Source organism: Dorea longicatena (genome assembly GCF_025150085.1).
In the GTDB taxonomy this organism is placed as follows: domain Bacteria; phylum Bacillota; class Clostridia; order Lachnospirales; family Lachnospiraceae; genus Dorea_A; species Dorea_A longicatena.
The window spans coordinates 2,773,089-2,799,256 of the sequence record NZ_CP102280.1 but is presented as its reverse complement, the minus strand read 5'-3'; the positions used below and the strand labels follow the sequence as shown (position 1 = coordinate 2,799,256).

Sequence of the window (26,168 nt, the reverse complement as noted above, 5' to 3'; positions counted from 1 at the left end):
TAATCAATCATTTATTTTCAGAGAAAGAAGGATAATATTATGAAAGACAATAACTGCATTTTTTGTAAACTTGCAAATGGAGAGATTCCTACAGCTACTATTTATGAAGATGAAGATTTTCGTGTGATTCTGGATGCAAATCCGGCAGCTAAGGGACATGCACTCATCCTTCCGAAAGAACATTATGCCAATCTTTATGAGCTGGATGATGAGCTTGCGGGAAAATCGATGATTCTTGCAAAGAAGATGATTACAAAGCTTACAAAAGCACTGGACTGTGATGGCTATAATATCGTCCAAAACAATGGTGAAGCAGCCGGACAGACAGTATTTCATTATCATGTACATATGATTCCAAGACACAAAGATGATAAAGTGGGACTTGGATGGACAATGCATGAACTTACAGAAGAAGAAAAAGAAGATGTTTTATCGAAAATTTAACAGATAAAAGATAGGAGCGTAAAGTGGAAAAAGAGTTTACAGAGGGAGATGCCTTTGTGGCTGCATACAGCGAATACTTCGGTGTTGTATACAAAGAGGCATTAAAATACTCTGGAAACCATCACATAGCAGAAGAGATTGCTCAGGATGCCTTTTTCACCGCATATATACAGTGTGGAAGTGAATCAAAACAGCAGATAAAAACATGGATGCTTATGTTCGCAAGATACAGAGCGATGAATTATATAAGAGATCATAAGCGAGAAGTTCCATTGGCAGAGATTACGATGTCAGAGGAAAGATATCCGAATTCATTGATCGATGACAGTTCGGAAGATCAGGTGGTTGCACTGCTGAAAGAAAAATGCTTTCGTGAACTTGGAATTGATATTTTTCAGGAACTGTATCAGAAGAATGCGAGATGGTACAAAGCTGTGACTCTTGTATATTATGCGGATATGCCACAGAAAGAAGTCGCAAAGAGAATGGGCATTACATTAAATGCATTAGAAGGCATATTAAAGAGAGCAAGAAAATGGATGATAAAAAGGTATAAAGATCAGTATGACCGCTTACACGATATATAAAAAACAGGTGGGATGTACAGCCACCTGTTTTTTATACCAAAGTATGCAAGAGAAACTACCAGTGGCAGGTTCTCTGCATATAAGATCAATGAATGAGAATGCTTCTGGATTAGTGTCTGGCAGCAGCCTCGATCAGATCAATGATGGTGTCGATAGAATTCTGCTGAGGAGAATTCTTCATGGCCTGAATATATGTTTCACGATTCTGATACAGGTTCATGATCGCATCAAGAAGAACATCATGATTAAGTTCTTCCTCTTCAAGAACGACACTGTAGCCCTGGCGCTCAAAAGAACGGGCATTTAAGATCTGGTCTCCGCGGCTTGCATTTGCAGATAGTGGAATCAGAAGATTCGGTTTGTGCAGTGCAAGAAGTTCGCAGATTGCATTGGCTCCGGCTCTGGAGATAACGAGATCTGTCAGAGCAAAGAGGTCTTTTAATTCGTCTTTGATATATTCGAACTGTGCATAACCCTGAAGGCCTTTCAGAGATTCATCAACTTTGCCCTTACCACAGAGATGAACAACCTGGAAGGACTGAAGCAGTTCAGGAAGGACACTGCGGACAGCATCGTTGACGGCAACTGAACCAAGACTTCCACCGACTACCATGATTACCGGTTTGTCCTGTGTGAAGTGCAAGAATTCTAAAGCTTTATATTTATCACCGGATAACAGTTCCTGACGAATAGGAGAGCCTGTCAGAACAGCCTTTCCAGCAGGAAGATGCTCGATGGTTTCCGGGAAATTACAGCAGATTTTTGATGCCGATGGCATAGAAATCTTATTAGCAAGTCCCGGTGTCATGTCTGACTCATGGATAATGGTCGGAACATGACGGCTTTTACCGGCAAGAACAACAGGAACGGATACGAAGCCACCTTTGGAAAAGATTACATCAGGATGAAGAATCTTTACAAGTTTTTTCGCTTCGCCGAGTCCTTTGATTACACGGAATGGATCTGTAAAGTTCTGAACGCTGAAGTAGCGACGAAGTTTACCGGTTGAGATTCCATGATACGGGATACCGAACTGTTCAATCAGTTCTTTTTCAATTCCGTTGTAAGAACCTATATAGTGAATATCATAGTTTAATTCTTTCAGGCGTGGCAGAAGAGCGATGTTAGGTGTAACATGCCCGGCAGTGCCGCCACCGGTTAAGATAATACGTTTCATAATTACCTCCAGACTTGAATATGTATTATTTTCGAATCAATAATATAATAAAGATTATACCTATATTATACTTTCTGAAAGAAATAGGTCAAGTGGCAAAACTATGGAGAAATTTGAAGACCAGTCAAAAATTTGAGGGTAGCAAAATGAATAATGAGAAAGATGAATTGAAAGAATGCATTGCCAGAGAATTTGAGGAGATTGCAAAAGAGGAAGAAGAGTCCCTTGAAAAAGATACAAGTCTTGTTGTGCCTGAGGGAACGAAGGAGGCTGTCCTTGCAAGATTAAAAGAACAGATGAGAGAATATCAGCGCGAACAGGCGGAAAATGAAGCCAGAGAAAGAGAAGAAGCCATCAATAACCTGTCTGAAGAAGACCGCAGAGCACTGGAACTCGGAAGAAAGATGCTGAAGGCCGAAGTTGGAACGGCAGATACATCAGAAAAGAAAGTTCATTATCGCAGAAAACCTCTGAAGATATATCTGGCACTGGCCGCTGTTATCGTATGCGTACTGGCAATGGGAATCACCAGCATGGGAGGACCGGAAAGAGTTGTACGGATGGTGAGACAGGCTGTTGGAGATAGAGATGTAGAACAGGTAGATTCGAATAAGACAGATAAGCAAAATAAGATAATTGAGGGTGAAGCAGAAGAAGAGGCATATCAGAAAATACGTGATACATTTGACACAGATGTAGTTAAGGTATTTGTTTGTTTACCGGATATGAAGTTCGATACAATGAATCTGGATGAGAGTAAGCAAGTTGCGGAGATGTATTATAGTTATGATGGAGAAACAATAGGATATATAATTAATATGCCATATAGAGATAGCTCATGGGGAGTGGATTTTGAAGATTCGGTAGAAAAGAAATATTCAAAAGAAATTCATAAATGTAAGATAAACATAACACTATATGAAATAGAAGATAGCAATGTCCCTAAATGCGTTGCTAAATTTAAATATGGGAATATAGAATATATACTGATGGGAACAATGAGTGAACAAAATTTTGAAAAAATATTAAAAAATTTATTTTTTCCAAAATAAATGCGACAGTTTTTTGAAAGTTATGTGTATTAATATATGAGGGCGAAAAAATAAGTACGAATGGAGGTGAAATATGAAGAGGAGATTAGTGTCTATGTGTCTGGCAGTAATGCTGGTCGGAGGATTATCGCTTACATCGATGCTGGAAGTGAAGGCTGCGGAAAATAAAGTAATAGATGGTTCGGAATTAACGCACGAAAATGAATCAATTGGTTATGATACCAAGATTACCAGAGGTGTTGACTTAATGGCCGGATACTCTAAGTGTACAAAACTTGGAGAAGGAAAAATTTATGCTGGTGGAACGACAATCGCAGCACATGTAGTTGACAGCGTACAAATAGGTGTACTTGTAGAACGCGCCAAAGAAGAAGATACAGAATGGTCTTACTACGACGGATGGCAGAAAGAAAACCTGAATATGAATCGTGTAACTTCTAACAGGACGTTATACGTTGAAGGTGATTATTATTACCGTGTACGTTGCACACATGCAGCTAACAGCGACGTGAGCAGTTCTTTTACAAATGGCGTTTATGTTGAATAGCACAATCCTTAAAAGAGCATAGAAGCAAAAAACACAACACAAGAAGCAAAAAAACGACGATGAATGTTTAAAGTAGAACAATAGGACGGAATAACTCGAGGTAATTAAAGGACCGAAGGTCCGATGCAAGCAGAAGATTATAAAGCAGTGGTAAAAGATGTAGTTGGCAGGGATTGAAAAATAAGGTAGTTTATAACAAGGCAAAGACGTAAAAATATGTAATTATAATGTATAACAAAAAAACCATAAACTAATAAAGACAAATATCCATAAAACAAATAAAAGATAAGTAATGCATCAATACTAGTGAACGAAAAACAATTAAAAAAGTAACAATTGTAACAAGTAAACGAAACACTGAATAAAGATCGAAATCTTGCAGTATGAGTACATAAAAAAGAAGGTATCCCCATAAAAGGCTACAAGTCTTCCCCGATAAGGGGAGGACAAGTAGCCTTTTTTTCTGTAGTTATGAAATTCGCAGAAAATTATTCTCCAAGAGCCTGTTTTAAAGCTTTGGATAACTGGTCAGGGCAGGATGTTGGTCTTGCACCACATTTTGTTCCTTCCAGACGTTTGATCACTTCGTGAGCGTCCATTCCTTTTACAAGGCTGCTGATTCCGGCTGTATTTCCGGCACATCCGCCTACGAATTCTACATTTGCGATTTTATCTCCGTCAAGTTCTACATGGATCAGTCGAGAACAGACTCCTGATGGTTTGTAATCCATATCTATTACCTCCTGTTGCTTTTGTAAATAATTGTTTTATTGTCATACGTCTCAGATTATAACAGAGATTCTGTCTGTTTGCTACTTATTTCGCCGGTTGAAATCGAATTTTCTATAAGATATAATAGGGCATAGACGAATTAATATAGAAAATATCGTAATAACAGGAGGATATAGAGCTATGATAGGTATTATCGGAGCAATGGAAGAAGAAGTGGCAGAACTTAAAAAAGATATGCAGATCGATGAGACTATAGAACAGGCAGGGATGGTATTCTGCAAAGGTTCATTGGGCGGCAAAGATGTTGTTATTGTAAGAAGTGGTATCGGTAAGGTGAATGCAGGAATCTGTGCACAGATCCTGGTGGACAGATTTGGTGTGGATACATTGATTAATACCGGTATTGCGGGTTCACTGGATGCACAGATTGATATCGGAGATATGGTGATCTCGACAGATGCACTGCATCACGATATGGATGCGACGATATTCGGAGATCCGGCAGGACAGATCCCAAGAATGGACACACTGTCATTCCCGGCAGATGAAAAACTGGTCAAGAAGGCAGTAGCAGCAAATGAGAAAGCCAATCCGGATATTCACACATTTACCGGAAGAGTGGTAAGCGGCGATCAGTTTATTTCGGATAAAGATGTGAAGGAAAGAATCTCATCATTATTCCATCCGATGTGTGTAGAGATGGAAGGTGCGGGAATTGCCCAGGCAGCTTACCTGAACAAAGTTTCGTATGTCATCATTCGTGCAATTTCGGATAAAGCTGACAACAGCGCGACTATGGATTATCCAACGTTTGAAAAGAAGGCAATTGCCCACAGTGTAAGACTTATGAAGGAATTACTGCCGATGATCTAGGTATAAGTGAAAAGGCATACAATTTAAAATATCACAGAATGTGCCCGGAACTGACATGATATGTGGTTTTCCGTGCGAAATATAAGGAACGAAATTAAGCGCCCTTCTGTTTGATTTACAGTATAATGCAAATCAAAAGGAGGGCTTTTATTATGCTGGAAATGTTATTGGACAAGAAGTTACTGTTCGTACTCATGGGGATCCTGACCGGACTTGGTGTGGTGGACAAGTGTATCGTGAGTATGACGATGAAACGTATGGTGGAGGCGGCGGGAAGTATGAGTAAGAGTAACCACCCGCTGATGCGCCTGGTCCGTGCGAAATTCGAACACGCATGTATGATCAGCGATACGGTGGAAAACGTAGGGGTATTTGTGGATAAGTATCTGTATGAGTATAAAGTCTGTGGATTACGACTTCACACGCTGCGCAGACTGGAGAAGATATGTGCGGGACTGCTTATCGTAACCGGACTTGTCGGTGCGGGACTGAGTTATCAGGTATATGGCATGGGAGATGCTGTCCTGCGGATGGGTGCATGTGGCGCAGGACTTGGAATCCTGGTATGGCTGTTCCATCTGACAACGGATGAGAATTATTGCATGCAGATGGCAAAGAACTATATGGTAGATTATCTGGAAAATGTATGTCTCCACAAGTATGAAAAGGCAAATCAGAAAGAACGCACCGGACGAAGAGACAGTGTGATCAAAAAAGACGAGACAAATGATACAAAAGAAGAAAAGGCAGAAAAAGAGGACAAAACGGAGCAAGAAGAAAAAGAAGAATCTGTTCCGGTATCCGGCTCCGGTGTTGTGCAGATGCAGCGTGAGAGCCGCAGAAAAGAAAGAGTAAAGGAGAACGCCAGGAACCTGGCAAAAGCATCGGCGCGGCTTGCCGGTACAGACGGGAGTAAAAGGACAGAAGATATATTGCAAGAAGAGGTACAAAGTACCGGGACTCTGGCCGGTAATGCGCAGGCAATGGAGATTAAAGGAAATGCCGATAAGGAGTCTGCACAGGAAGATGTACAGGAAGAAATACCGAAAGAAGACACCATACGTGAGCTTCCAAAGGATGAGATGATCCGCCAGATCCTGCGGGAGTTTATGGCTTGATAATATAATGTTATTTTGCTAAAATATACGCATGAATAATATATTTGATAAATTAAAGGCTTACAGCGATTCTGACTACTATGCATTCCATATGCCGGGGCACAAGAGAAATCTGGATCTGATGGACGGGACATCTCCGTACCGGATCGATATTACAGAGATTGATGGCTTTGATGATCTGCATCATGCAGAGGGAATTCTAAGAGATGCGCAGGAAAGAGCAGCAAGAGTTTACCATGCGGACGAGACACATTTTCTGGTGAATGGAAGTACGGTTGGAATCTTAAGTGCAATATTAGGAACAACTGAAAAAGGAGATTCCATACTTGTGGCAAGAAATTGCCACAAGTCTGTGTATCATGCGATATATCTGAATGAACTGGATCCGGTCTACCTCTATCCGAAATTCGATACGGAACAGGGACTGAGCACAGAGATTGATGTTGCGGATGTACAGAAAGCACTGGAAGAACATCCGAAGATCCGCGCGGTGATGATCGTGTCACCGACATATGATGGTGTGGTGTCGGACATCGAAAAGATTGCAGAGATTGTGCATGCAAAAGGGTGTCCGCTGATCGTGGATGAAGCACACGGTGCGCATTTCGGATTTGATCCGTATTTCCCAAAGAGTGCGAATATATATGGTGCGGATCTGGTGATCAACAGTCTTCATAAGACGCTTCCGGCGCTGACACAGACGGCGCTTCTGCATGTGAACGGGGACATGGTGAAGCGAAGAAAAGTGAAACAGTATCTGGATATGTTGCAGACGAGCAGTCCGTCGTACATATTGATGGCGAGTATCGATGCGTGTATCGGAATGCTGGAAGAGACACTTGAAACGCATTCGGATGCAAGACCAGATTATAAATATAAAAATATTTTTTCTGAGTATGCCAATCGCATTGAAGCACTTCGCAAAGATCTGAAACGGCTTAAGTATCTGAAAATTATCCAGACTGATAATACAGACCGCTATGACAGATCCAAATTCGTGATCTCCGTAAAACACGCACCGATGTCCAGTCACGAGCTGTATGAGATATTACTTCATAGATATCATTTGCAGATGGAAATGCTGGCAGGGACCTATGTTCTGGCTATGACAACTGTGGGAGATACGCAGGAAGGTCTGGACCGGTTGAGAGATGCGCTGCTAGAGATTGATAAAGAGATAGATACCAAGCAAGGCCGGCCGGCTGCTATTGAAACCGACCTCCCACTTTCCGGCAGACAGCCGGCACTTGAAAAAGTGTGGACGATCGCAGAGGCAGTGAACCGCACGGATAAGATACAAAAACGAAGCTTTGAAGACAGTATCGGATGCATTTCTGTGGAATACGCATACCTCTATCCGCCGGGAAGCCCGCTGATTGTACCGGGTGAGCGTATTACAAAAGAAGCGGTAGAGATACTTCACTGGTATCAGGAACATGATTTTTCGATTGAGGGACTTCAATCGGAAGATGGCATAGAGGTGTGGATAGATGGGTAAGATATACTACATGATGGGTAAAAGCTCTTCGGGAAAGGATACGATTTACAAAGATATCAGAAAGGATCTTCCGGAGCTTAAGACTTTAACTTTATATACGACCAGACCGATGCGTGAAGGCGAGAAAGATGGAGTGGAATATTACTTCGTAACGGATGAAATACTTGAAAAATACCGTGAAGAGGGTAAAATAATTGAACTTCGCACCTATCAAACCGTGTATGGGGACTGGAAATATGCTACAATAGATGATGGACAGATTAATCTGGATGAAAATGATTATCTCATGATCGGTACACTGGAGTCTTATATAAAGACAAAAGAGTACTATGGAAATGAGAACCTGATCCCGCTTTATATCGAAGTGGAGGATAAAGAACGCCTGATGCGCGCGATCGTGCGAGAACAGCAGCAGAATCATCCGGGCTATGAAGAAGTCTGCAGAAGATTTCTGGCTGATCAGAAAGATTTTTCGGAGGATAATCTGAAGAAAGCAGGAATTACAAGAAGATATCAGAATGATGATAAAGTACGATGCAAAGAAGAGATAGTAGAGGTAATACGAGATGGGAAGCTTTAAAGATGTGGTTGGCCACAAAGACATATTAAAATATATCAGCAGTGCAGTAGAGAATAACAGGGTCTCTCATGCATATATTCTGAACGGGGAGAGAGGTTCCGGTAAGAAGATGTTGGCGAATCTGTTCGCCATGACGCTTTTGTGTGAGACCGGGGACAATGAACCGTGTGGAAAATGTCATTCCTGCAAGCAGGCAGAGAGTGGCAATCATCCGGACATTATCCGTGTGACACATGAAAAGCCGAACAGCATCAGCGTAGATGATATCCGTACACAGGTGAATAACACTGTGGATATCAAACCATATCAGGGACCGTACAAAGTCTACATTATCCCACAGGCAGATATGATGACACCGCAGGCACAGAATGCGATCCTGAAGACGATCGAGGAACCGCCGTCATATGCAGTTTTCTTGCTGCTGACGGAGAATGCGGAGACATTACTTCCGACGATCAATTCCAGATGTGTAATGTTAAAGCTGCGTAATATCAAAGATACACTGATCAAAAAGTATCTGATGGAGAATCTGGAGATTCCGGATTATAAAGCAGATATGTGCACGGCATTTGCACAGGGTAATATGGGACGTGCGATCATGCTGGCCAATTCCGATCATTTTAACGAGATCAGAGAAGAAGCGGTACAGCTTCTGAAGCATATCAATGAGATGGAATTAAATGAAATCGTTGCTGCGGTTAAGAATATATCCGTATATAAATTAGAGATCACAGACTACCTGGACATTATCATGATCTGGTACAGGGATGTCTTATTATATAAAGCAACAAAAGAGATTGACAAGGTCGTATTCAAAGACCAGTTACAGAGTATAAAAGAACAGGCGAGAAAGAGCTCTTATGAAGGAATCGAACTGATCCTGGAGAGCCTTGAGAAAGCGAAAGCCAGACTGAAAGCGAATGTTAACTTCGATCTGGTTATGGAGCTTTTGTTCCTGACCATAAAGGAGAACTAATCATATGACGAAGGTAATAGGCGTTAGATTCAGAACTGCCGGAAAAATATATTTCTTTTCACCGGGAAAACTTGAGATCAAGACCGGTGATAAGGTAATCGTTGAGACTGCAAGAGGTGTGGAATTTGGTTCCGTAGTAACCGGACCGAAAGAAGTGGAAGATGACAAGATCACACAGCCACTCAAATCCGTGATCCGTCTTGCGACAGAGGACGATAAGAAAAAAGAAGAGAAGAATAAAGAAAAAGAAAAAGAAGCATTCAAGATTTGTTTAGACAAGATCCACAAACACGGCCTTGAGATGAAACTGATCGATGCGGAATATACATTTGATAATAATAAAGTGCTGTTTTACTTTACGGCAGACGGACGAATTGATTTCCGTGAGCTTGTAAAGGATCTGGCGAGTGTGTTCCGTACCAGAATCGAGTTAAGACAGATCGGAGTGCGTGATGAGACGAAGATCCGCGGCGGGATCGGTATCTGTGGAAGACCACTTTGCTGCCACACGTATTTATCCGAGTTCGCACCGGTATCGATCAAGATGGCGAAAGAACAGAATCTTTCACTGAACCCGACAAAGATATCCGGAGTCTGCGGAAGACTGATGTGTTGTCTGACGAATGAAGAAGAGACATATGAAGAACTGAACAGCCATCTTCCGGCGAACGGAGATCATGTGACGACACCGGAAGGATTAAGAGGAGATGTACAGTCAGTTAACGTGCTCCGCCAGCTGGTTAAGGTTGTTGTGACGCTGGATAATGACGAGAAAGAGATCCGTGAATATCCGGCAGCAGAACTGAAGTTCAAACCAAGACGTAAGAAGAAAGACGTAAGACTTTCGAAAGAAGAGATGAAGGAACTGAAGGCGTTAGAAGAAAAGAACGGAGCGTCAAAATTAGATGATAACTAAATTACTTCCGAATGAAAGACTGGATGATCTGCAGATCAAAGGATATGAGATCATTCAAAGTCCGGGCCGTTTCTGTTTTGGAATGGATGCAGTGCTTTTGTCAGCATTTGCCAGAGTAAAGAAGAATGAAAAAGCACTGGATCTCGGAACGGGAACAGGAATTCTTCCGATACTTCTGGAGGCAAAATATCCGGGACTGCATTATACAGGACTGGAGATCCAGGAAGAGAGTGCAGATATGGCAAGGCGCAGTGTCAGTTATAACGGGCTGGAAGAACGGATCGACATTGTAACGGGAGATATCAAGGAGGCAGCATCCATATTCGGAGCCGCCTCTTTTGGGGTTATTACAACCAATCCCCCGTATATGATCGGAGACCACGGACTGAAGAATCAGAATGAAGCATTGTATATTGCAAGACATGAGGCACTTTGTACACTGGATGATATCTTAAGAGAGAGTGCGAAGATACTGAAAGTCAAAGGAAGATTCTATATGGTCCACAGACCGTTCAGGCTTCCGGAGATCATGACAAAGATGTGTGCGTATGGAATTGAGCCGAAGCGTATGCGGCTGGTATATCCGTATATAGATAAAGAACCGAATATGGTTCTGATCGAGGGAATGAAGGGTGGCAATCCGAGGATGCAGGTAGAACCGCCGTTGGTTGTATATCAGAAAGATGGAAGTTATACGGAGGAACTGCTTGCACTCTACGGAATGAGTCCGTCGTAAGTAAGGAAAATATCACGGCGCAAAAGCCATGGCAGCCATGGCAGCAGATGGACCGGGCAGATAGATACAGAGCAGGCACCAAACATAAGATGGAGGAGTATGAGATGGCAGGAACATTGTACTTATGTGCAACACCGATAGGGAATCTGGAAGATATGACATTCCGGGCGGTGAGGATATTAAAAGAAGTGGATCTGATCGCAGCAGAAGATACCAGAAACAGTATCAAGCTTCTGAATCATTTTGAGATTAAGACACCGATGACCAGCTATCATGAATATAATAAGATAGAAAAAGGACACAAACTTGTAGAACGTCTGCAAGGCGGTGAGAACATTGCAGTGATCACGGATGCCGGGATGCCAGGAATTTCTGATCCGGGCGAAGAACTGGTGAAGATGTGTCAGGAAGCAGGGATCACGGTTACAGCTGTTCCGGGAGCCTGTGCATGTGTCACGGCGCTTACGATATCCGGACTTGGAACGAGAAGGTTCGCATTTGAGGCATTTCTTCCAACGGATAAGAAAGAAAGACAGGCCGTTCTGGAGGAACTGAAAGATGAGACGAGAACTATGGTCATCTATGAAGCACCGCACAGACTGGTCCGTACATTGAAGACGCTTCAGGAGACTCTCGGTAACAGACGTATCAGCATCTGCAGAGAACTTACGAAGAAGCACGAGACCGTATTTGCCACAACGATCGAAGATGCGCTGGCATATTATGATGTACAGGAGCCGAAGGGTGAATGTGTCATGGTGATCGAAGGAAAGAGCAGAGAAGAGATCCGCAATGAGGAAAAAGCCAGATGGGAAGAGATGAGTATCGAAGAACATATGGAACTTTATCTCGGACAGGGAATGGACAAAAAATCTGCGATGAAACAGGTGGCAAAAGACAGAGGTGTAGGAAAAAGAGATATTTACCAGGCACTTTTATAGGCTGTTCGTCAACTTGTATAGAAAAAGAGAAAAAGATTGTTCAACTTGGGCATTACCCGGGTTGAACTTTTTTTATATACTTTTATCAGAACGAAACAGATAACGACTGGAATAAAAATGATTATAAATCAGGAGGAATTATAGCAATGGCAAGTTTATCATTGAAACACATTAACAAAACATATCCAAATGGATTTGAAGCAGTGAAAGACTTCAACCTTGAGATTGAAGATAAAGAATTCATCATCTTCGTAGGACCTTCAGGATGTGGTAAATCTACAACACTTCGTATGATTGCCGGTCTGGAAGATATCACTTCCGGAGAATTAAAGATCGGAGACAGAGTGGTAAATGACGTAGAGCCAAAAGACAGAGATATCGCAATGGTATTCCAGAACTATGCTCTGTACCCACATATGACAGTATACGATAACATGGCATTTGGGCTGAAATTAAGAAAAGTACCAAAAGACCAGATTGACAAAATGGTTCGTGAAGCAGCTAAGATCCTTGATCTGGAACCACTGCTTGACCGTAAACCAAAGGCTCTTTCAGGTGGACAGAGACAGCGTGTTGCAATGGGACGTGCGATCGTTCGTAATCCTAAGGTATTCCTTATGGACGAGCCTCTTTCAAACTTGGATGCAAAACTTCGTGGACAGATGCGTATCGAGATCTCTAAATTACATCAGAGATTAGGTACAACTATCATCTACGTAACACATGACCAGACAGAAGCTATGACACTGGGAACCAGAATCGTAGTTATGAACGCAGGTATCGTTCAGCAGGTAGATACACCACAGACTCTGTACGATCATCCATGCAACCAGTTCGTAGCCGGATTCATCGGATCACCACAGATGAACTTTGTTGACGCTACATGTAAAGTTGTCGGAGATAAAGTATACTTAGTAGCAGGACCTTCAGAGATCGAACTTCCACCGGCAAAAGCTAAGAAGCTGATCGAAGGTGGATATGCAGGAAAGACAGTTGTTCTCGGAATCCGTCCGGAAGATGTACATGATGAGCAGATGTTCATCGAAACTTCTCCTAATACAGTGATCGAAGCTAAGATCCGTGTATATGAGATGCTTGGTGCAGAAGTATTCTTATACTTTGACTATGAAGGATCAAGCATGACAGCAAGAGTTGATCCTAGAACAACAGCAAGAACAGGTGACCATGTGAAATTTGCTCTGGATGCTGAGAAGATTCACGTATTTGATAAAGAGACACAGGTTACAATCACTAACTAGTCTGTAATTACAGATAGGAATAAAGACCGCGGTAATCGTGGGGAACAGATGAATATAAGAGGGGCCGGGCGTGAGACAGCGTCCGGTCTTTTGCATTTTTTATGCAGACAATAAAATTTTACTTTGTTAAAGCGTTATTATCTGTTATAATGTATTCGTAATGCAGTTCGTTAGCGTGTTAAAATGTATACAAGTATGCAAGAGGACACAAAGAACAGTATTGCGGACAGGAAATGGAGGACAATGAGTGTTATCAAATCAGATATTACACAAAACAGCGCAGGATATCAGGGAGATCACCGGATTTGACTGTGCAATATGGGATATGCAGGGACTTTGTCTTGTAAGGACGAATGAGAATCTGACAGAGTATGAGCTTCAGATTCAGGATTTCCGTGATGATGAAGAAGAGCCGGATGAGATGATCCTGGATGAGATGGGAATGTTCCGCATCTATGAGGACAGTGATCCGACTTATATACTGATGCTGAAGGGAAATGCAGATGGTATGGAACTGGCGGGGCGCATGGGAGCAAGCCAGCTTAGGAATCTTCTTTATGCATACAAAGAACGGATGGATAAGAACCGGTTCATTCAGAATCTGCTTCTGGATAACCTGCTTCTGGTCGATATCTATAATCAGGCAAAGAAGATGAAGATTCCGGCAGAAATTAAGAGGGTTGTATTTGTAATCGAACCGAAGAATGAAGGAGACATTCTGGTACAGGAAACACTGAAAGGTCTGTATGCGACGGGAACAAAGGATTTCGTAACCGCAATTGATGAAAAACATATCATTCTGGTAAAATCATTGCAGTCGACCGATGACTATCCGCAGGTAGAACAGATCGCCAAAGAGCTGGTCACAACACTGAACATGGAAGCTATGGTAAGTGTAAGAGCAGCATATGGAACAATTGTAGAGGAGTTAAAGGATGTATCCAGATCATATAAGGAAGCAGATATGGCACTGGAGGTTGGAAGAGTATTCTATGTAGAGAAGAAAATTCTTGCATACAATGAACTTGGGATCGGGCGTCTGATCCATCAGCTTCCGGCATCACTCTGTGAGATGTTCCTGAATGAAGTATTCGAAGATGGCAAAGCAGACATTTTCGAAGAAGAAGAACTGACGACTGTTTATACATTTTTTGATAATAATCTGAATATATCAGAGACGGCAAGGCGCCTGTATGTGCATAGAAATACACTGGTGTACCGTCTGGAGAAGATTCAGAAGAAGACTGGACTGGATGTTCGTGTATTTGATGATGCACTGACATTCAAGATTGCTATGATGGTAGCGGATCATATGAAATATATGAAACAGTAATTTTGTTAGAAAGTGTCTGAATTCAGACATTTCAATATATTTATAACACGATAGTAGGAGGACAAAACATGCTGAAATTATATGACAAGGGAGTCTATTTACTGAATGGAACAGAGATTGTGGAAGAAAAAGAAGCAGTTGCTGCAAAGACAGGTAAAGATGTGACTCCACAGGAAGCTGCAAAGAATACGATGGCATATAACATTCTGGCAGCGCATAATACCTCAGGAAATATGGATCGTCTGCAGATCAAGTTCGATAAGCTGACGTCCCATGACATTACATTTGTCGGAATTATTCAGACGGCCAGAGCATCCGGACTTGAAAAATTCCCGATTCCTTATGTACTTACGAACTGTCATAACTCACTTTGTGCGGTTGGAGGAACCATCAACGAAGATGACCACATGTTTGGTCTTACCTGCGCGAAGAAATACGGTGGAGTCTATGTACCGCCTCATCAGGCAGTCATCCATCAATTTGCTCGTGAGATGTTAGCCGGCGGCGGCAAGATGATCTTAGGATCAGACAGCCACACCCGTTACGGAGCACTCGGAACCATGGCTATGGGAGAAGGCGGACCGGAGCTTGTAAAACAGCTCCTGAATAAGACTTATGATATCAAGATGCCGGGCATAGTCGGAATCTACTTAGACGGCGAACCAATGAAAGGTGTCGGACCACAGGACGTAGCACTTGCGATCATCGGTGCAACATTTGGAAATGGCTATGTTAACAATAAAGTAATGGAATTCGTAGGACCTGGTGTAAGTAAATTAAGCGCTGACTTCCGTATCGGTATCGATGTTATGACAACCGAGACCACCTGTCTGTCATCTATCTGGAAGACCGACGACAAGATTAAAGAATTTTACGACATTCACGGAAGAAGCGAAGATTATAAAGAGCTGAATCCTGGAGCTGTTGCTTACTATGACGGTATGGTATATGTGAACTTAAGCGAGATCAAGCCAATGATCGCAATGCCGTTCCATCCGTCTAATGTGTACACGATTGACGAAGTAAGAACGAACTTAAAAGACATCCTTCACGATGTAGAGCAGAAAGCTCTCGTAAGCCTGGACGGAGCAGTTAATTATTCTCTGCAGGATAAGATTGTGAACGGACAGTTATATGTGGATCAGGGAATCATCGCAGGATGTGCCGGTGGTGGATTTGAAAATATCTGTGCTGCAGCAGACATTATCAAAGGACATTACATTGGTTCTGATGAATTTACATTCAGCGTATATCCGGCAAGTACACCGATTTACATGGAACTTGTAAAGAACGGTGCAGTTGCTGACCTTATGGAAGCAGGAACGATTGTGAAGACAGCATTCTGCGGACCTTGCTTCGGTGCCGGAGATACACCTGCCAATAATGCGTTCTCCATTCGTCACTCAACCAGAAACTTCCCGAACCGTGAAGGCTCTAAGCTTCAGAGCGGACAGATCGCATCTGTTGCACTTATGGATGCACGTTCCATCGCAGCAACAGCAGCAAATAAGGGATTCCTTACACCTGCAACTGACATGGATGTGGAATATAAAGGACAGACTTATCATTTTGATAAGAACATTTATGCGAACCGTGTCTTCGACAGCCATGGTGTAGCAGATCCATCGGTAGAGATCAAGTTCGGACCAAATATCAAAGACTGGCCTGCAATGGCAGCACTTCCGGAAAACTTACTTCTGAAAGTGGTATCTGAGATCCATGATCCGGTCACCACAACAGATGAACTGATTCCATCCGGTGAGACCTCATCTTACAGATCCAACCCTCTGGGACTTGCAGAATTTGCATTGTCCAGAAAAGATCCTGCTTATGTAGGCCGTGCGAAGGAAGTACAGAAAGCTGAGAAAGCAATTGAAGCAGGACAGTGTCCGTTAGAAGTATTAGATGAACTGAAACCGGTTATGGATAAGATCCACGAGACATATCCGGAGACAGGAAAAGGTAATCTCGGAATCGGAAGCACGATCTTTGCAGTAAAACCGGGAGATGGTTCTGCAAGAGAGCAGGCAGCATCCTGTCAGAAGGTACTCGGCGGCTGGGCAAATATTGCGAACGAATATGCAACCAAGAGATATCGTTCGAACCTGATCAACTGGGGTATGCTTCCATTTATCACGGAGGAAGATTACGAGAACTTAAGCTTCCGTAACGGCGACTATATCTTCGTGCCGGAGATCAGAAAAGCGGTGGAAGATAAGAGTGCCGAGATCAAGGCTTATGTGGTTGGAGATTCTCTGAAAGAGATCACTCTGAAGCTTGGTGATATGACCGATGCGGAAAGAGAGATCATCCTGAAAGGATGTCTGATCAATTATTATAGAGGATAGGCAGTAAATAATAGTATAAATTACAGATGCGGACAAAAAAGCACTCCGGGAAGGTTTAGGTGACCTTTCGGAGTGTTTTTTATTGCCAGTGCATTCGAAAGAAGCTGTCAGTGGCAGGTCCTGAAGATTGGCATGTGTTCGTGAAGAACTGATCAAGTAGGGCGACGAACTCTTAAGCCAGAGCAATGAACCACATACAGATCTGATGCAGAAAGAAGTGGTCGGTGAAGACGTGAAGATGAGCCTCATCCTTGCACATGCGGAAGACCAGATGATGAGTACGGAAGTATTCAAGGTTCTGGCAGAAGAAATGATTGAACTTTATAAAAAAGTGAACAAATAAATTAGAATTATTTTAATAACCTTTTTTCTCTCCAATATAAACAAAAAAATATGATAAGATACATGCAACAGAATTTGAAGCAAAAGACTCTTATATATAGATAATATATATAAGAACAAAAAAATTATAAAAACTCATATCTGAGGGAGGGCACGATATGAAATGCAGTGTAAAGAAATTCTCGGAAATGTACGAGGCTGCCTACCGCGATCTGTACCGTTATGCACTGTGCCTGATGAAGGACCCGCAGGAAGCAGAAGATGCAGTAAGTGAAGCGGTCGTTACAGCTTACGAGAATATACATAAATTAAAAAAAGAAGAAGCATTCCGCAGCTGGATTTTTACGATTCTTACCAATAAATGTAAGAAGAAATGGAAGAAAGTTTCGAAAGAATCTCCGGAAAGAGAAGAAGAATTTCCAGAGCAGTCCACGTTACCGGATTATGATCTGGCGATTGATGTAAGGAGGGCTTTTTTCGTATTGTCTGAAGAGGAACAGATCTTAGTGGGTCTATCTGTATTCGGTGGATATTGCAGCCAGGAGATTGGAGAGATGATGAAACTGAATCCGAATACGGTGCGGTCGAAGCGCAGCCGGGCACTAAGGAAGATGGAATGTGTGCTGGACGGATACAGAGAACATATGATGCGGTAGAAGGGAGTGAAAAATGTATGAAGCGTGAGAATGAATATGAGAAAACCGGGTATAAAAAAGAGACAGGTTCTGAAGAGTATCAGAAAAATGGGAAAAAACAGAATGAATACTGTGAACAGAATATAGTAGACCAGATTTTACAAATGTCGGAAGATACAGAAGTTCTGAATCGTCTGAAGCCGGAAAACATAGCAAAATTATTAGAGAATAAAAAGCAAAAGAAGCATTTCCGCCCGTACCAGATCGGACTTGTAGCGGCAGCCTGTGTGGCGGTCGTGGCGGGAACTGTAGTGTGGCAGTATGGAAGGATGCATAATGGAGTGATAAATTCTTCAGGTGTGTCAGGTAGCAATGCAGGCAGCAGTGCAGGAAATAGCAATACAGAAAATAAGATCAGTAACAGTAAAAAAATCCGGGCAGCCCGAAGTTATGATGAAATCTATAAATATATCAAACGCGCACAGGATAATTCCGGCATAGCAATGTATGCAAGAGGCGGGAATGAGATCGATGTACAGGATTCTGCTTCAACAGCAAAATCAACAGAGTCTTCAATAGCAAAATCAACAGCACCTTCATCGACAGCTTCTGCAACAGATACTGGTATTGCAACAACGGCTGCAAACGGGAACTATTCACAGACCAATATCCGTCAATCCGGCGTAGACGAGGGTGACATTGCTAAAACAGATGGAACATACCTGTATGTGAGAGAAGACAATGGACGGACGATCGACATTGTAGATGTCAGGAATGGATTAAAAAAATATAACGAAATTACACTGGGAGAAGAGTATAATATCCAGGAATTTTATGTAAATACAGAACAGAGAAAATTAATTGTTGTATGTCAGAAAGACTGCACGGATAAGAATAGTAAGAAGCAGGTGAACACAGATAACTGGAATCAATCGAATACAGCAGCGGTTACTTATAATATAGAAAATATACAAAAGCCGGTCAAAGAAGGCGAAGTCACACAGAGTGGCACTTATCATTCTTCCCGTATGGCGGATGGGTATCTGTATCTGTTCAGTGAATATTATACAGGCAGTGATATGGTAAAAGAGAAACCGCTAACTTATGTACCGCTTGTGAATGATAAAGAGATGAGCCAGGCCAGCATCTGTCTGCCGCCGGTGAACTGCGGAACGATGTACGAAGTAATCAGCTCTGTGGATATCAGTAAACCGGATGAGACAGTAGATAATAAAGCAGTTCTTTCTGGGGGAGGGAAGATGTATGTCAGCGGAAAGAACATTTATTATTACGAATCAGAATGGCAGCAGGAGAATCAGACTGTAACAACCCTTAGAAAGATTTCTTATACGAAAGGGAAACTAAAGGCTGTAGCGCAGGGAAAAGTAAAAGGATACCTGAATGATACCTTTTCTCTGGATGAATACAAAGGGAATCTGAGATTATTTACAACCAATAATGATGAAAATCTGGTAATAATCTTGGATAAAAAATTAGACAAAATCAGTTCTATTGAGAATCTGGCGAAAGGAGAGTCCATCTATTCCGCAAGATTCATGGGAGAGACCGGATATTTTGTGACATACGAGCAGGTAGATCCGTTATTCAGCGTAGACCTGTCTGATCCAGAAAAACCTAAGATTCTCGGTAAGTTAAAGATTCCGGGATTCTCGGAATACCTGCATTTTTACGGAGAGGATAAATTGCTTGGAATCGGTATGTCAACAGATGAAGAATCTGGCATGTCAGAAGGTGTGAAAGTTACCATGTTTGATATTTTAGACCGCGCAGATGTCAAAGAAGAAGCCACACTTGTTCTGGATGATCTTTATAGAACAAATGCAGCATACGATTACAAATCAGTTCTTGTCGATGCGGCCAAAAACCGAATCGGATTCTCTGGTTACAGCCAGAATGGAGAAACATACTGCCTGCTGACCTATAACGAAAAAGAAAAGAAATTCGACACAATTCTAAAAGAAGACATCAATGGAAATACTTCGCAGGGTGTCCGTGGAATATATATAGAAGATACACTGTATGTGATCAGTGGAAATATTATTGAAGCTTATGATATGAATACAGGGGAGAAAACCGGGGATATCATATTGTAAATTAGGTGTTTAATTGATATTTAATGTATTAACTTAAGTCGTGACTGGTTGCGGAAGTTAATAATTAAGTACCAGGAGCAGTAACCTTTGTGTCGGCCACTACAGTACAGAAATTAGCGATAATCCTTATAAATCCGCTAATATTTCAAATTTTTTATAGTTGTATTTCATAACCTTCCGTTACCACAAAGGTTACACTTCCGGCACTTAATTCTTCAGGCATTCGATACACACGGAATAAAAAGTAGGAAACCGTTCCAGTGAATGTGTAGGAGGTGTTGGAAATAGTTAAGCGTCAAAATTATGCGTTGAGTTTTCGAAAATTGCTTGTTTGAGCCGGATGGCGAGTTGCAAATTTCGAAGGCCCGCTTTTAGCATAATTTTGACGCTTTAGTATTTCCCACCGACGCAACCTGAACAGGAACGGTTTCCTACTTTTTATTCTGGTCCGGGTATCCGTCAGCCTGATGCATTAAATACAAGTAAAATTTGTTAAATCTTCCCGCCAATTCAATTACCAACATTTAACAAAATCTTTGTAAAACCATGATAGAGCCCCCTAAACAAAAGTGATAGGATATTCACCGTACGAGAAATGATGAAAAAGAAAGCAGTCATCAGGCTGCAAAGGAGGAAAAGGAATGTCAGAAATTGCGTTGAGGAATGTCTGTAAGCAATTCGATTCAGAGCATTATGGAGTAAAGGACTTTAATCTGGACATTCATGATAAAGAGTTTGTGATTTTTGTTGGGCCTTCCGGATGTGGAAAGTCAACGACATTAAGATTGATAGCAGGTCTTGAAGAGATTACAGATGGTGAGTTATGGATTGATGGAAAACTCTGCAATTACCTGGAACCGAAAGAGAGGGATATGTCGATGGTATTTCAGAATTATGCATTATATCCGAATATGACGGTCTACGGAAATATTGCTTATTCACTGAAGATCCGGAAAGTACCAAAAAAGGAGATTGATCAGAAAGTCAGACAGGTGGCAAAGATCCTGGAGATTGATTCCCTGCTAGACCGTAAACCAGTTGCACTGTCCGGAGGGCAGAAGCAGAGAGTGGCGATCGGAGCGGCAATCATCCGACAGCCGAAAGCATTTCTGATGGATGAACCACTTTCCAATCTGGATGCCAAATTACGTGCCCAGATGCGTGTGGAACTTCAGAAATTACATAAAGAACTGGATACAACAATCATCTATGTTACGCATGACCAGACAGAAGCGATGACATTGGGAACAAAAATTGTGGTTATGAGAGACGGGCTGATCCAGCAGGTAGATACACCGCAGAGCATTTATGACAATCCAATCAACAAATTTGTAGCAGGATTTGTCGGTTCTCCGTCGATGAACTTTATCGCATGTGATGTGTATGCAGAAAGAGAGAAGACGGCATTGATTTTTGCAACAACCGGACCTGTGAAGAAGGTATATTTGACCGGACAGAATGCGGAAATCATCCGTGAAAAATACAATGGAAAACGAGTGATCTTAGGAATCCGCCCGGAAGACATCTATGAGTATGAAGAGGCAAAAGCCGGTGGGTTCGAGCAGAACAGTGTAGGCGTGGAAGAGACTGTTGTGACAAGAGAAATGCTTGGTGCAGAAGTGGTGCTGTATTTTGATGAGCAGCATAAAACACATGCGGTCAGATTGCAGCCATCCAACCAGACAAAGGTGGGAGAAAAGGTGAAGCTGTATTTTGATATGGACCGTGCCCATGTATTTGATATAGAGACAGAAGAAAATGTCTTGTACAGGAAAGGATGTTAAGAATGAAAAAGAAAAAGAAATTGCGGATTACGCCATATTTCTATCTGGTACCCAGTCTTCTGATATTTGCCATATTTCTGTTCTATCCATTTGTGAAGACAGTTTACTTAAGTCTGTTTATGACAAATAAAATGGGACAGGCAAAGTTGTTCGTAGGACTTCAGAACTATGTGGATCTGCTGACTTCAGAGTCATTTAGAAATAGTTTGAAAGTAACGTTAATCTTTGTAGTGATCGTAGTATTCGGCGGAATGCTTCTGGGACTGATCGCAGCAGTACTGTGTAATAAGGCATTTCCGGGAATCCGGGTATTCAGTACGGCATATGCACTGCCGATGGCAATCGCATCAAGTTCGGCAGCCATGATATTCCAGATCATGCTTCATCCGGCAGTCGGAATTGTAAATAAGCTTCTGGGACTGGATATCAACTGGCTGAATGATCCGCACACAGCACTTTACTGTGTGGCAATCCTGACGGCATGGCTGAACAGTGGGATTAACTTCCTGTATTTTTCGGCAGGACTTGGAAATATTGACGAGACCATTTATGAAAGAGCATCCGTGGACGGGGCAAGCGGAGTACAGCAGTTCTTCAGCTTAACACTTCCGGGACTTTCACCGATCATGTTCTACACCGTAGTGGTAAATATTATTCAGGCTTTCCAGTCATTTGGACAGATCAAGATCCTGACAGAGGGCGGACCGAATGAATCGACCAATGTAATCGTATATTCCATTTACCGGGATGCGTTCTTCAATTATAAATTCGGAAGCGCATCTGCACAGTCAGTTATCTTATTTGTGATCATCATGCTGGTAACGCTGGTAATGTTCCGTATTGAAAAGAAGGGAGTGAATTATTAATGAGTCAGTCAGAAAGTATGGCAATTCCAATGGAGGGACGTTTATCAAAAAGCGAACTTCTGGAATTAAAGAATAAAATGAATGCCAGGGCACTTGCGAAAAAGAGAAGCCGTACAGCATTAAGACTTGTGGCAAATGTTGTATTTGCAGTATTGATTTTACTTCCACTTTTGTATGCAATAAGCATCGCATTTATGCCATCGAATGAATTATTTACAACAGATCTGAATCTGCTTCCAAAGCATCCGACATTACAGAATTTTAAAGAGGCATTTACAACGGTGCCGTTATTCCGGTTTATCGTGAACTCATTCATCATGGCAGGATGTATTACGATCGGGCAGATCATCTCATGCTCGCTGGCAGCATTTGCATTTTCATTCCTGGATTTTAAGGGAAAAGGATTATTATTCGCAGTCGTTATGGCAACGATGATGGTCCCTGGAGAAGCAACGATTATCTCCAATTATTTGACAGTAGGTAACTGGGGAATCCTGGACACTTATCCGGTACTGATTATTCCATACCTGACATCGGCAATGGGAATCTTCCTGTTTCGTCAGTTCTATATGACCTTCCCGATGTCTTTATATGAATCTGCAAAACTGGATGGATGCAGTAACTTAAGATTTATTGCCAAGATCCTAATTCCGCTTACCAAGTCGGCAATCGGGGCAATGGCAGTCTATACATTTATTAATGCATGGAACATGTATATGTGGCCATTACTGGTTACAGGTTCCAACAATATGAGAACGGTACAGATCGGTATCAGCATGCTGGACAGCGTAGATTCGCAGTCGATCACACTGATGATCGCGGGAGTTGTGATGATCATTATCCCGTCGATTTCCATCTTCATCATAGGTCAGAAACAGCTGATCAGAGGAATGTTCTCGGGAGCCGTAAAAGGCTAAAGGTTCTAACATTATAACAGTAGAAACGGGAAATAAAAATACGTACGGTCCCGATTCTATATATCAAAGTATGCAAGAGAAGCTGCCAGTGGCAAGTTCTCTGCATATAACATCTGTGTATACCACATACACGTACAATACCAGGATATCAGAGATAAATGAATAAAATAATCTGCAAACCAATATTTATCTCTGATATTACAAAAATGAAAACAAAAATTTCTCAGGAGGGAAAAGTATTATGAAGAAAAAAGCAGTTTCATTATTGCTTGTGGCAGCAATGGCAGCCGGAATGCTGGCAGGATGTGGCAATGGAAAATCATCTGTGAGCCAGAATGGTTCCGACGGAAGTAAAGACAGCAATGAAAAAGTAGAAATGGCTGATGCAAAAGACGTAGATGGAACAACGATCACATTCTGGCATTCCATGGGTGGTGTTAACGGGCAGGCAATTGATGCGCTGGTAAAGAAGTTCAATGACGAGAACAAATATGGAATCAAAGTAGAGTCACAGTATCAGGGCGAGTATGATGATTCCCTGAATAAGTTAAAGAGTGCACAGATCGGTAACATGGGTGCAGATCTGGTGCAGGTATATGAAGTTGGTACACGATTTATGATCGAATCCGGATGGACCGTTCCGATGCAGGAAATGATCGATGCAGATAAATATGATGTGTCTCAGATCGAACCAAACTTGTCAGCATATTATACAATTGATGATAAATTATATTCTATGCCATTTAATTCCTCTACACCGATCATGTATTATAATAAAGACATGTTCGACAAAGCAGGAATCACGGATGTACCTGACAGTCTGGAAGGAATTGATAAGATTGGTGAACAGCTGATGTCAAAAGGCGGAGCCAGTGAAGTAATGTCTCTTGGAATCTATGGATGGTTCTTCGAGGAACTTATCGGAAAACAGGGACTTAACTATGCAAATAATGGAAATGGACGAGATAAGACAGCAACAGCAGTTGAGTTTGATAAAAACGGTGCAGCCAAAAATATTCTGACTGAGTGGCAGAAATTAAATAAAGATGGATATGCACCGATCGTAGGAAAAGGCGGGGACGCAGGACTTGCAGATTTCTCAGCAGGAAAATCAGCAATTACACTGGGATCTACAGCATCCTTAAAGCAGATTCTTCAGGATGTGAATGGTAAATTCAATGTTGGAACAGCATACTTCCCTAAGGTAAAAGAAAGTGATAAAGGCGGCGTGTCTATCGGTGGTGCATCTTTGTGGGCTCTGGACAATAAAGATCCAAAGAAACTCCGTGCAACATGGGAATTCGTAAAATTCCTGATCTCTCCAGAGTCTCAGGCATACTGGAATGCACAGACAGGTTATTTTCCAGTTACAACAAAGTCACAGGACGAGCAGACATTTAAAGACAACATTGCACAGTATCCACAGTTCCAGACAGCGATCGATCAGCTGCATGATTCTTCACCGAAGTATTGCGGAGCGTTGTTGAGCGTATTCCCAGAGGCAAGAGCAACGGTAGAATCTGAAATTGAAAGTATGCTGAATGGAAAAGAAGATGTAGATACAGCGGTACAGAAAATGTCAGATACGATTAACAAATCCATCAAAGACTATAACACTGTAAATAATTAGAAAAAGAAGAGGCGTTACAATTGAGTAATACAAAAGTATTTGCGCACAGAGGTGCCAGCGGCTATGCTCCGGAAAACACACTGGAGGCATTTGCCCTGGCAATCAGACAGGGGGCGGACGGAATCGAGCTGGATGTACAATTATCCAGCGACGGAATTCCGGTTGTCATTCATGACGAGACAATCGACCGGGTGACAGATAAGACCGGTTATGTAAAAGATTATACACTTCAGGAATTAAAAGAACTGACTGTATTAAAGGATAGATTTCCTGCATACAACCAGTCAAAAATTCCGACATTAAAAGAAGTTTTGGAAGCAGTAAAACCATCCGGCATTCAGGTAAATATAGAATTAAAGACGGGAATTTACTGGTATCCGGATATTGAGAAAAAGGTTGCAGAGATTGTAGAAGAAACAGGAATGAAAGACCGGATCGTATACTCGTCTTTCAATCATTACAGTGTGCAGCGGCTGAAAGAAATCGTACCGGATGCAGAGACGGCGTATCTGTACAGCGACGTAATATTGAACGTGGGAGGATATGCCAAAGAGACAAACGTAGATGGTTTACATCCGGCGGTATATCATGTGAAGATGGCCGATTTCCTGAAAGAATATAAAAAGAGTGGTCTGAAGGTCCGTGTCTGGACTGTGAATGAAGAAACCGATATGAAAGAACTGATAGAAGTAGGCATAACTGCAGTGATCACAAATTATCCAGATGTGGCCGTCCGTGTCCGGAAAGAAAGTGAGAACTAAAG

General features: G+C 42.0%; 24 protein-coding genes and 1 pseudogene. 23 read left to right on the top strand and 2 right to left on the bottom strand.

What is annotated here, in order from left to right; all coding sequences use genetic code 11:
• The first annotated feature begins 36 nt into the window (after nt 1-36).
• Both NQ508_RS13430 and NQ508_RS13425 read left to right on the top strand, forming a co-directional pair.
• Entirely contained in the window at nt 37-444 is a 408-nt protein-coding gene (locus tag NQ508_RS13430) for an HIT family protein (RefSeq protein ID WP_259829119.1), read from the top strand.
• Between the two features lie 23 nt (nt 445-467).
• On the top strand, nt 468-1,031 hold the full coding sequence (locus NQ508_RS13425) for an RNA polymerase sigma factor (protein WP_049940550.1): 564 nt from the start codon (nt 468-470) through the stop codon (nt 1,029-1,031).
• A gap of 109 nt (nt 1,032-1,140) precedes the next feature.
• Here NQ508_RS13425 and NQ508_RS13420 read toward each other — a convergent pair whose 3' ends face one another.
• The gene (locus tag NQ508_RS13420) at nt 1,141-2,208 is read right to left on the bottom strand and encodes an undecaprenyldiphospho-muramoylpentapeptide beta-N-acetylglucosaminyltransferase (protein WP_006428837.1); all 1,068 of its coding nucleotides are present in this window, start codon (nt 2,206-2,208) and stop codon (nt 1,141-1,143) included.
• A gap of 518 nt (nt 2,209-2,726) precedes the next feature.
• On the opposite strand from NQ508_RS13420, the gene NQ508_RS14405 reads away from it, so the two are divergent.
• Both NQ508_RS14405 and NQ508_RS13410 read left to right on the top strand, forming a co-directional pair.
• A complete protein-coding gene (locus tag NQ508_RS14405; protein WP_416387611.1) occupies nt 2,727-3,260 on the top strand; it encodes a DUF4367 domain-containing protein in 534 nt (177 codons plus the stop codon).
• A gap of 73 nt (nt 3,261-3,333) precedes the next feature.
• Complete coding sequence (locus NQ508_RS13410) at nt 3,334-3,807, top strand: DUF6147 family protein (RefSeq protein WP_006428835.1); 474 nt, start codon at nt 3,334-3,336, stop codon at nt 3,805-3,807.
• Between the two features lie 488 nt (nt 3,808-4,295).
• Here NQ508_RS13410 and NQ508_RS13405 read toward each other — a convergent pair whose 3' ends face one another.
• Entirely contained in the window at nt 4,296-4,538 is a 243-nt protein-coding gene (locus NQ508_RS13405; RefSeq protein WP_006428834.1) for a TIGR03905 family TSCPD domain-containing protein, read from the bottom strand.
• A gap of 181 nt (nt 4,539-4,719) precedes the next feature.
• Here NQ508_RS13405 and NQ508_RS13400 point away from each other — a divergent pair, with 181 nt between their 5' ends.
• The 19 genes and pseudogenes from NQ508_RS13400 (at nt 4,720) to NQ508_RS13310 (ending at nt 26,166) form a co-directional block, all read left to right on the top strand.
• Nucleotides 4,720-5,412 (top strand): 5'-methylthioadenosine/adenosylhomocysteine nucleosidase, encoded by a 693-nt coding sequence (locus NQ508_RS13400; protein ID WP_006428833.1) that lies wholly within the window; start codon nt 4,720-4,722, stop codon nt 5,410-5,412.
• A gap of 152 nt (nt 5,413-5,564) precedes the next feature.
• Nucleotides 5,565-6,530: a hypothetical protein gene (locus NQ508_RS13395; RefSeq protein WP_049940548.1), complete on the top strand. Its 966-nt coding sequence runs from the start codon at nt 5,565-5,567 to the stop codon at nt 6,528-6,530.
• Nucleotides 6,531-6,561: 31 nt separating this feature from the next.
• Nucleotides 6,562-8,028, top strand: a complete 1,467-nt coding sequence (locus tag NQ508_RS13390; protein ID WP_006428831.1) for an aminotransferase class I/II-fold pyridoxal phosphate-dependent enzyme — start codon at nt 6,562-6,564, stop codon at nt 8,026-8,028.
• The gene (locus NQ508_RS13385) at nt 8,021-8,608 is read left to right on the top strand and encodes a nucleoside/nucleotide kinase family protein (RefSeq protein WP_006428830.1); all 588 of its coding nucleotides are present in this window, start codon (nt 8,021-8,023) and stop codon (nt 8,606-8,608) included. Before NQ508_RS13390 ends, NQ508_RS13385 begins: the two co-directional genes overlap by 8 nt.
• Nucleotides 8,595-9,584, top strand: coding sequence for a DNA polymerase III subunit delta' (holB, locus tag NQ508_RS13380; protein ID WP_006428829.1), 990 nt, complete (start codon nt 8,595-8,597; stop codon nt 9,582-9,584). The genes NQ508_RS13385 and holB overlap by 14 nt, the downstream gene beginning before the upstream one ends.
• A 4-nt stretch (nt 9,585-9,588) precedes the next feature.
• Nucleotides 9,589-10,500, top strand: a complete 912-nt coding sequence (locus tag NQ508_RS13375; protein WP_006428828.1) for a PSP1 domain-containing protein — start codon at nt 9,589-9,591, stop codon at nt 10,498-10,500.
• Nucleotides 10,490-11,236 carry a tRNA1(Val) (adenine(37)-N6)-methyltransferase gene (locus NQ508_RS13370; RefSeq protein ID WP_006428827.1) on the top strand — a complete coding sequence of 249 codons (747 nt, stop codon included), beginning with the start codon at nt 10,490-10,492 and terminating at the stop codon, nt 11,234-11,236. The genes NQ508_RS13375 and NQ508_RS13370 overlap by 11 nt, the downstream gene beginning before the upstream one ends.
• A gap of 104 nt (nt 11,237-11,340) precedes the next feature.
• Nucleotides 11,341-12,177 (top strand): 16S rRNA (cytidine(1402)-2'-O)-methyltransferase, encoded by an 837-nt coding sequence (gene rsmI / locus NQ508_RS13365; RefSeq protein ID WP_044920663.1) that lies wholly within the window; start codon nt 11,341-11,343, stop codon nt 12,175-12,177.
• Nucleotides 12,178-12,323: 146 nt separating this feature from the next.
• A complete protein-coding gene (locus NQ508_RS13360) occupies nt 12,324-13,436 on the top strand; it encodes an ABC transporter ATP-binding protein (protein WP_006428825.1) in 1,113 nt (370 codons plus the stop codon).
• Between the two features lie 247 nt (nt 13,437-13,683).
• Nucleotides 13,684-14,769 (top strand): PucR family transcriptional regulator, encoded by a 1,086-nt coding sequence (locus NQ508_RS13355; protein WP_022416442.1) that lies wholly within the window; start codon nt 13,684-13,686, stop codon nt 14,767-14,769.
• A gap of 68 nt (nt 14,770-14,837) precedes the next feature.
• A complete protein-coding gene (locus NQ508_RS13350; RefSeq protein ID WP_006428822.1) occupies nt 14,838-17,117 on the top strand; it encodes a hydratase in 2,280 nt (759 codons plus the stop codon).
• Nucleotides 17,118-17,292: 175 nt separating this feature from the next.
• Nucleotides 17,293-17,460: pseudogene (locus NQ508_RS13345) on the top strand (PTS lactose/cellobiose transporter subunit IIA); the annotation flags it as partial.
• Nucleotides 17,461-17,617: 157 nt separating this feature from the next.
• Nucleotides 17,618-18,115 carry an RNA polymerase sigma factor gene (locus NQ508_RS13340; protein WP_006428820.1) on the top strand — a complete coding sequence of 166 codons (498 nt, stop codon included), beginning with the start codon at nt 17,618-17,620 and terminating at the stop codon, nt 18,113-18,115.
• Nucleotides 18,116-18,132: 17 nt separating this feature from the next.
• Nucleotides 18,133-20,208, top strand: a complete 2,076-nt coding sequence (locus NQ508_RS13335; RefSeq protein ID WP_006428819.1) for a beta-propeller domain-containing protein — start codon at nt 18,133-18,135, stop codon at nt 20,206-20,208.
• A gap of 641 nt (nt 20,209-20,849) precedes the next feature.
• The gene (locus NQ508_RS13330) at nt 20,850-21,992 is read left to right on the top strand and encodes an ABC transporter ATP-binding protein (protein ID WP_006428817.1); all 1,143 of its coding nucleotides are present in this window, start codon (nt 20,850-20,852) and stop codon (nt 21,990-21,992) included.
• A gap of 2 nt (nt 21,993-21,994) precedes the next feature.
• Nucleotides 21,995-22,858: a carbohydrate ABC transporter permease gene (locus tag NQ508_RS13325; RefSeq protein WP_044920657.1), complete on the top strand. Its 864-nt coding sequence runs from the start codon at nt 21,995-21,997 to the stop codon at nt 22,856-22,858.
• Nucleotides 22,858-23,775, top strand: a complete 918-nt coding sequence (locus tag NQ508_RS13320) for a carbohydrate ABC transporter permease (RefSeq protein WP_006428813.1) — start codon at nt 22,858-22,860, stop codon at nt 23,773-23,775. Before NQ508_RS13325 ends, NQ508_RS13320 begins: the two co-directional genes overlap by 1 nt.
• A 241-nt stretch (nt 23,776-24,016) precedes the next feature.
• A complete protein-coding gene (locus NQ508_RS13315) occupies nt 24,017-25,405 on the top strand; it encodes an ABC transporter substrate-binding protein (RefSeq protein ID WP_006428812.1) in 1,389 nt (462 codons plus the stop codon).
• A 20-nt stretch (nt 25,406-25,425) separates the two neighbouring features.
• Nucleotides 25,426-26,166, top strand: coding sequence for a glycerophosphodiester phosphodiesterase (locus tag NQ508_RS13310; protein WP_044920654.1), 741 nt, complete (start codon nt 25,426-25,428; stop codon nt 26,164-26,166).
• Nucleotides 26,167-26,168 lie beyond the last annotated feature (2 nt).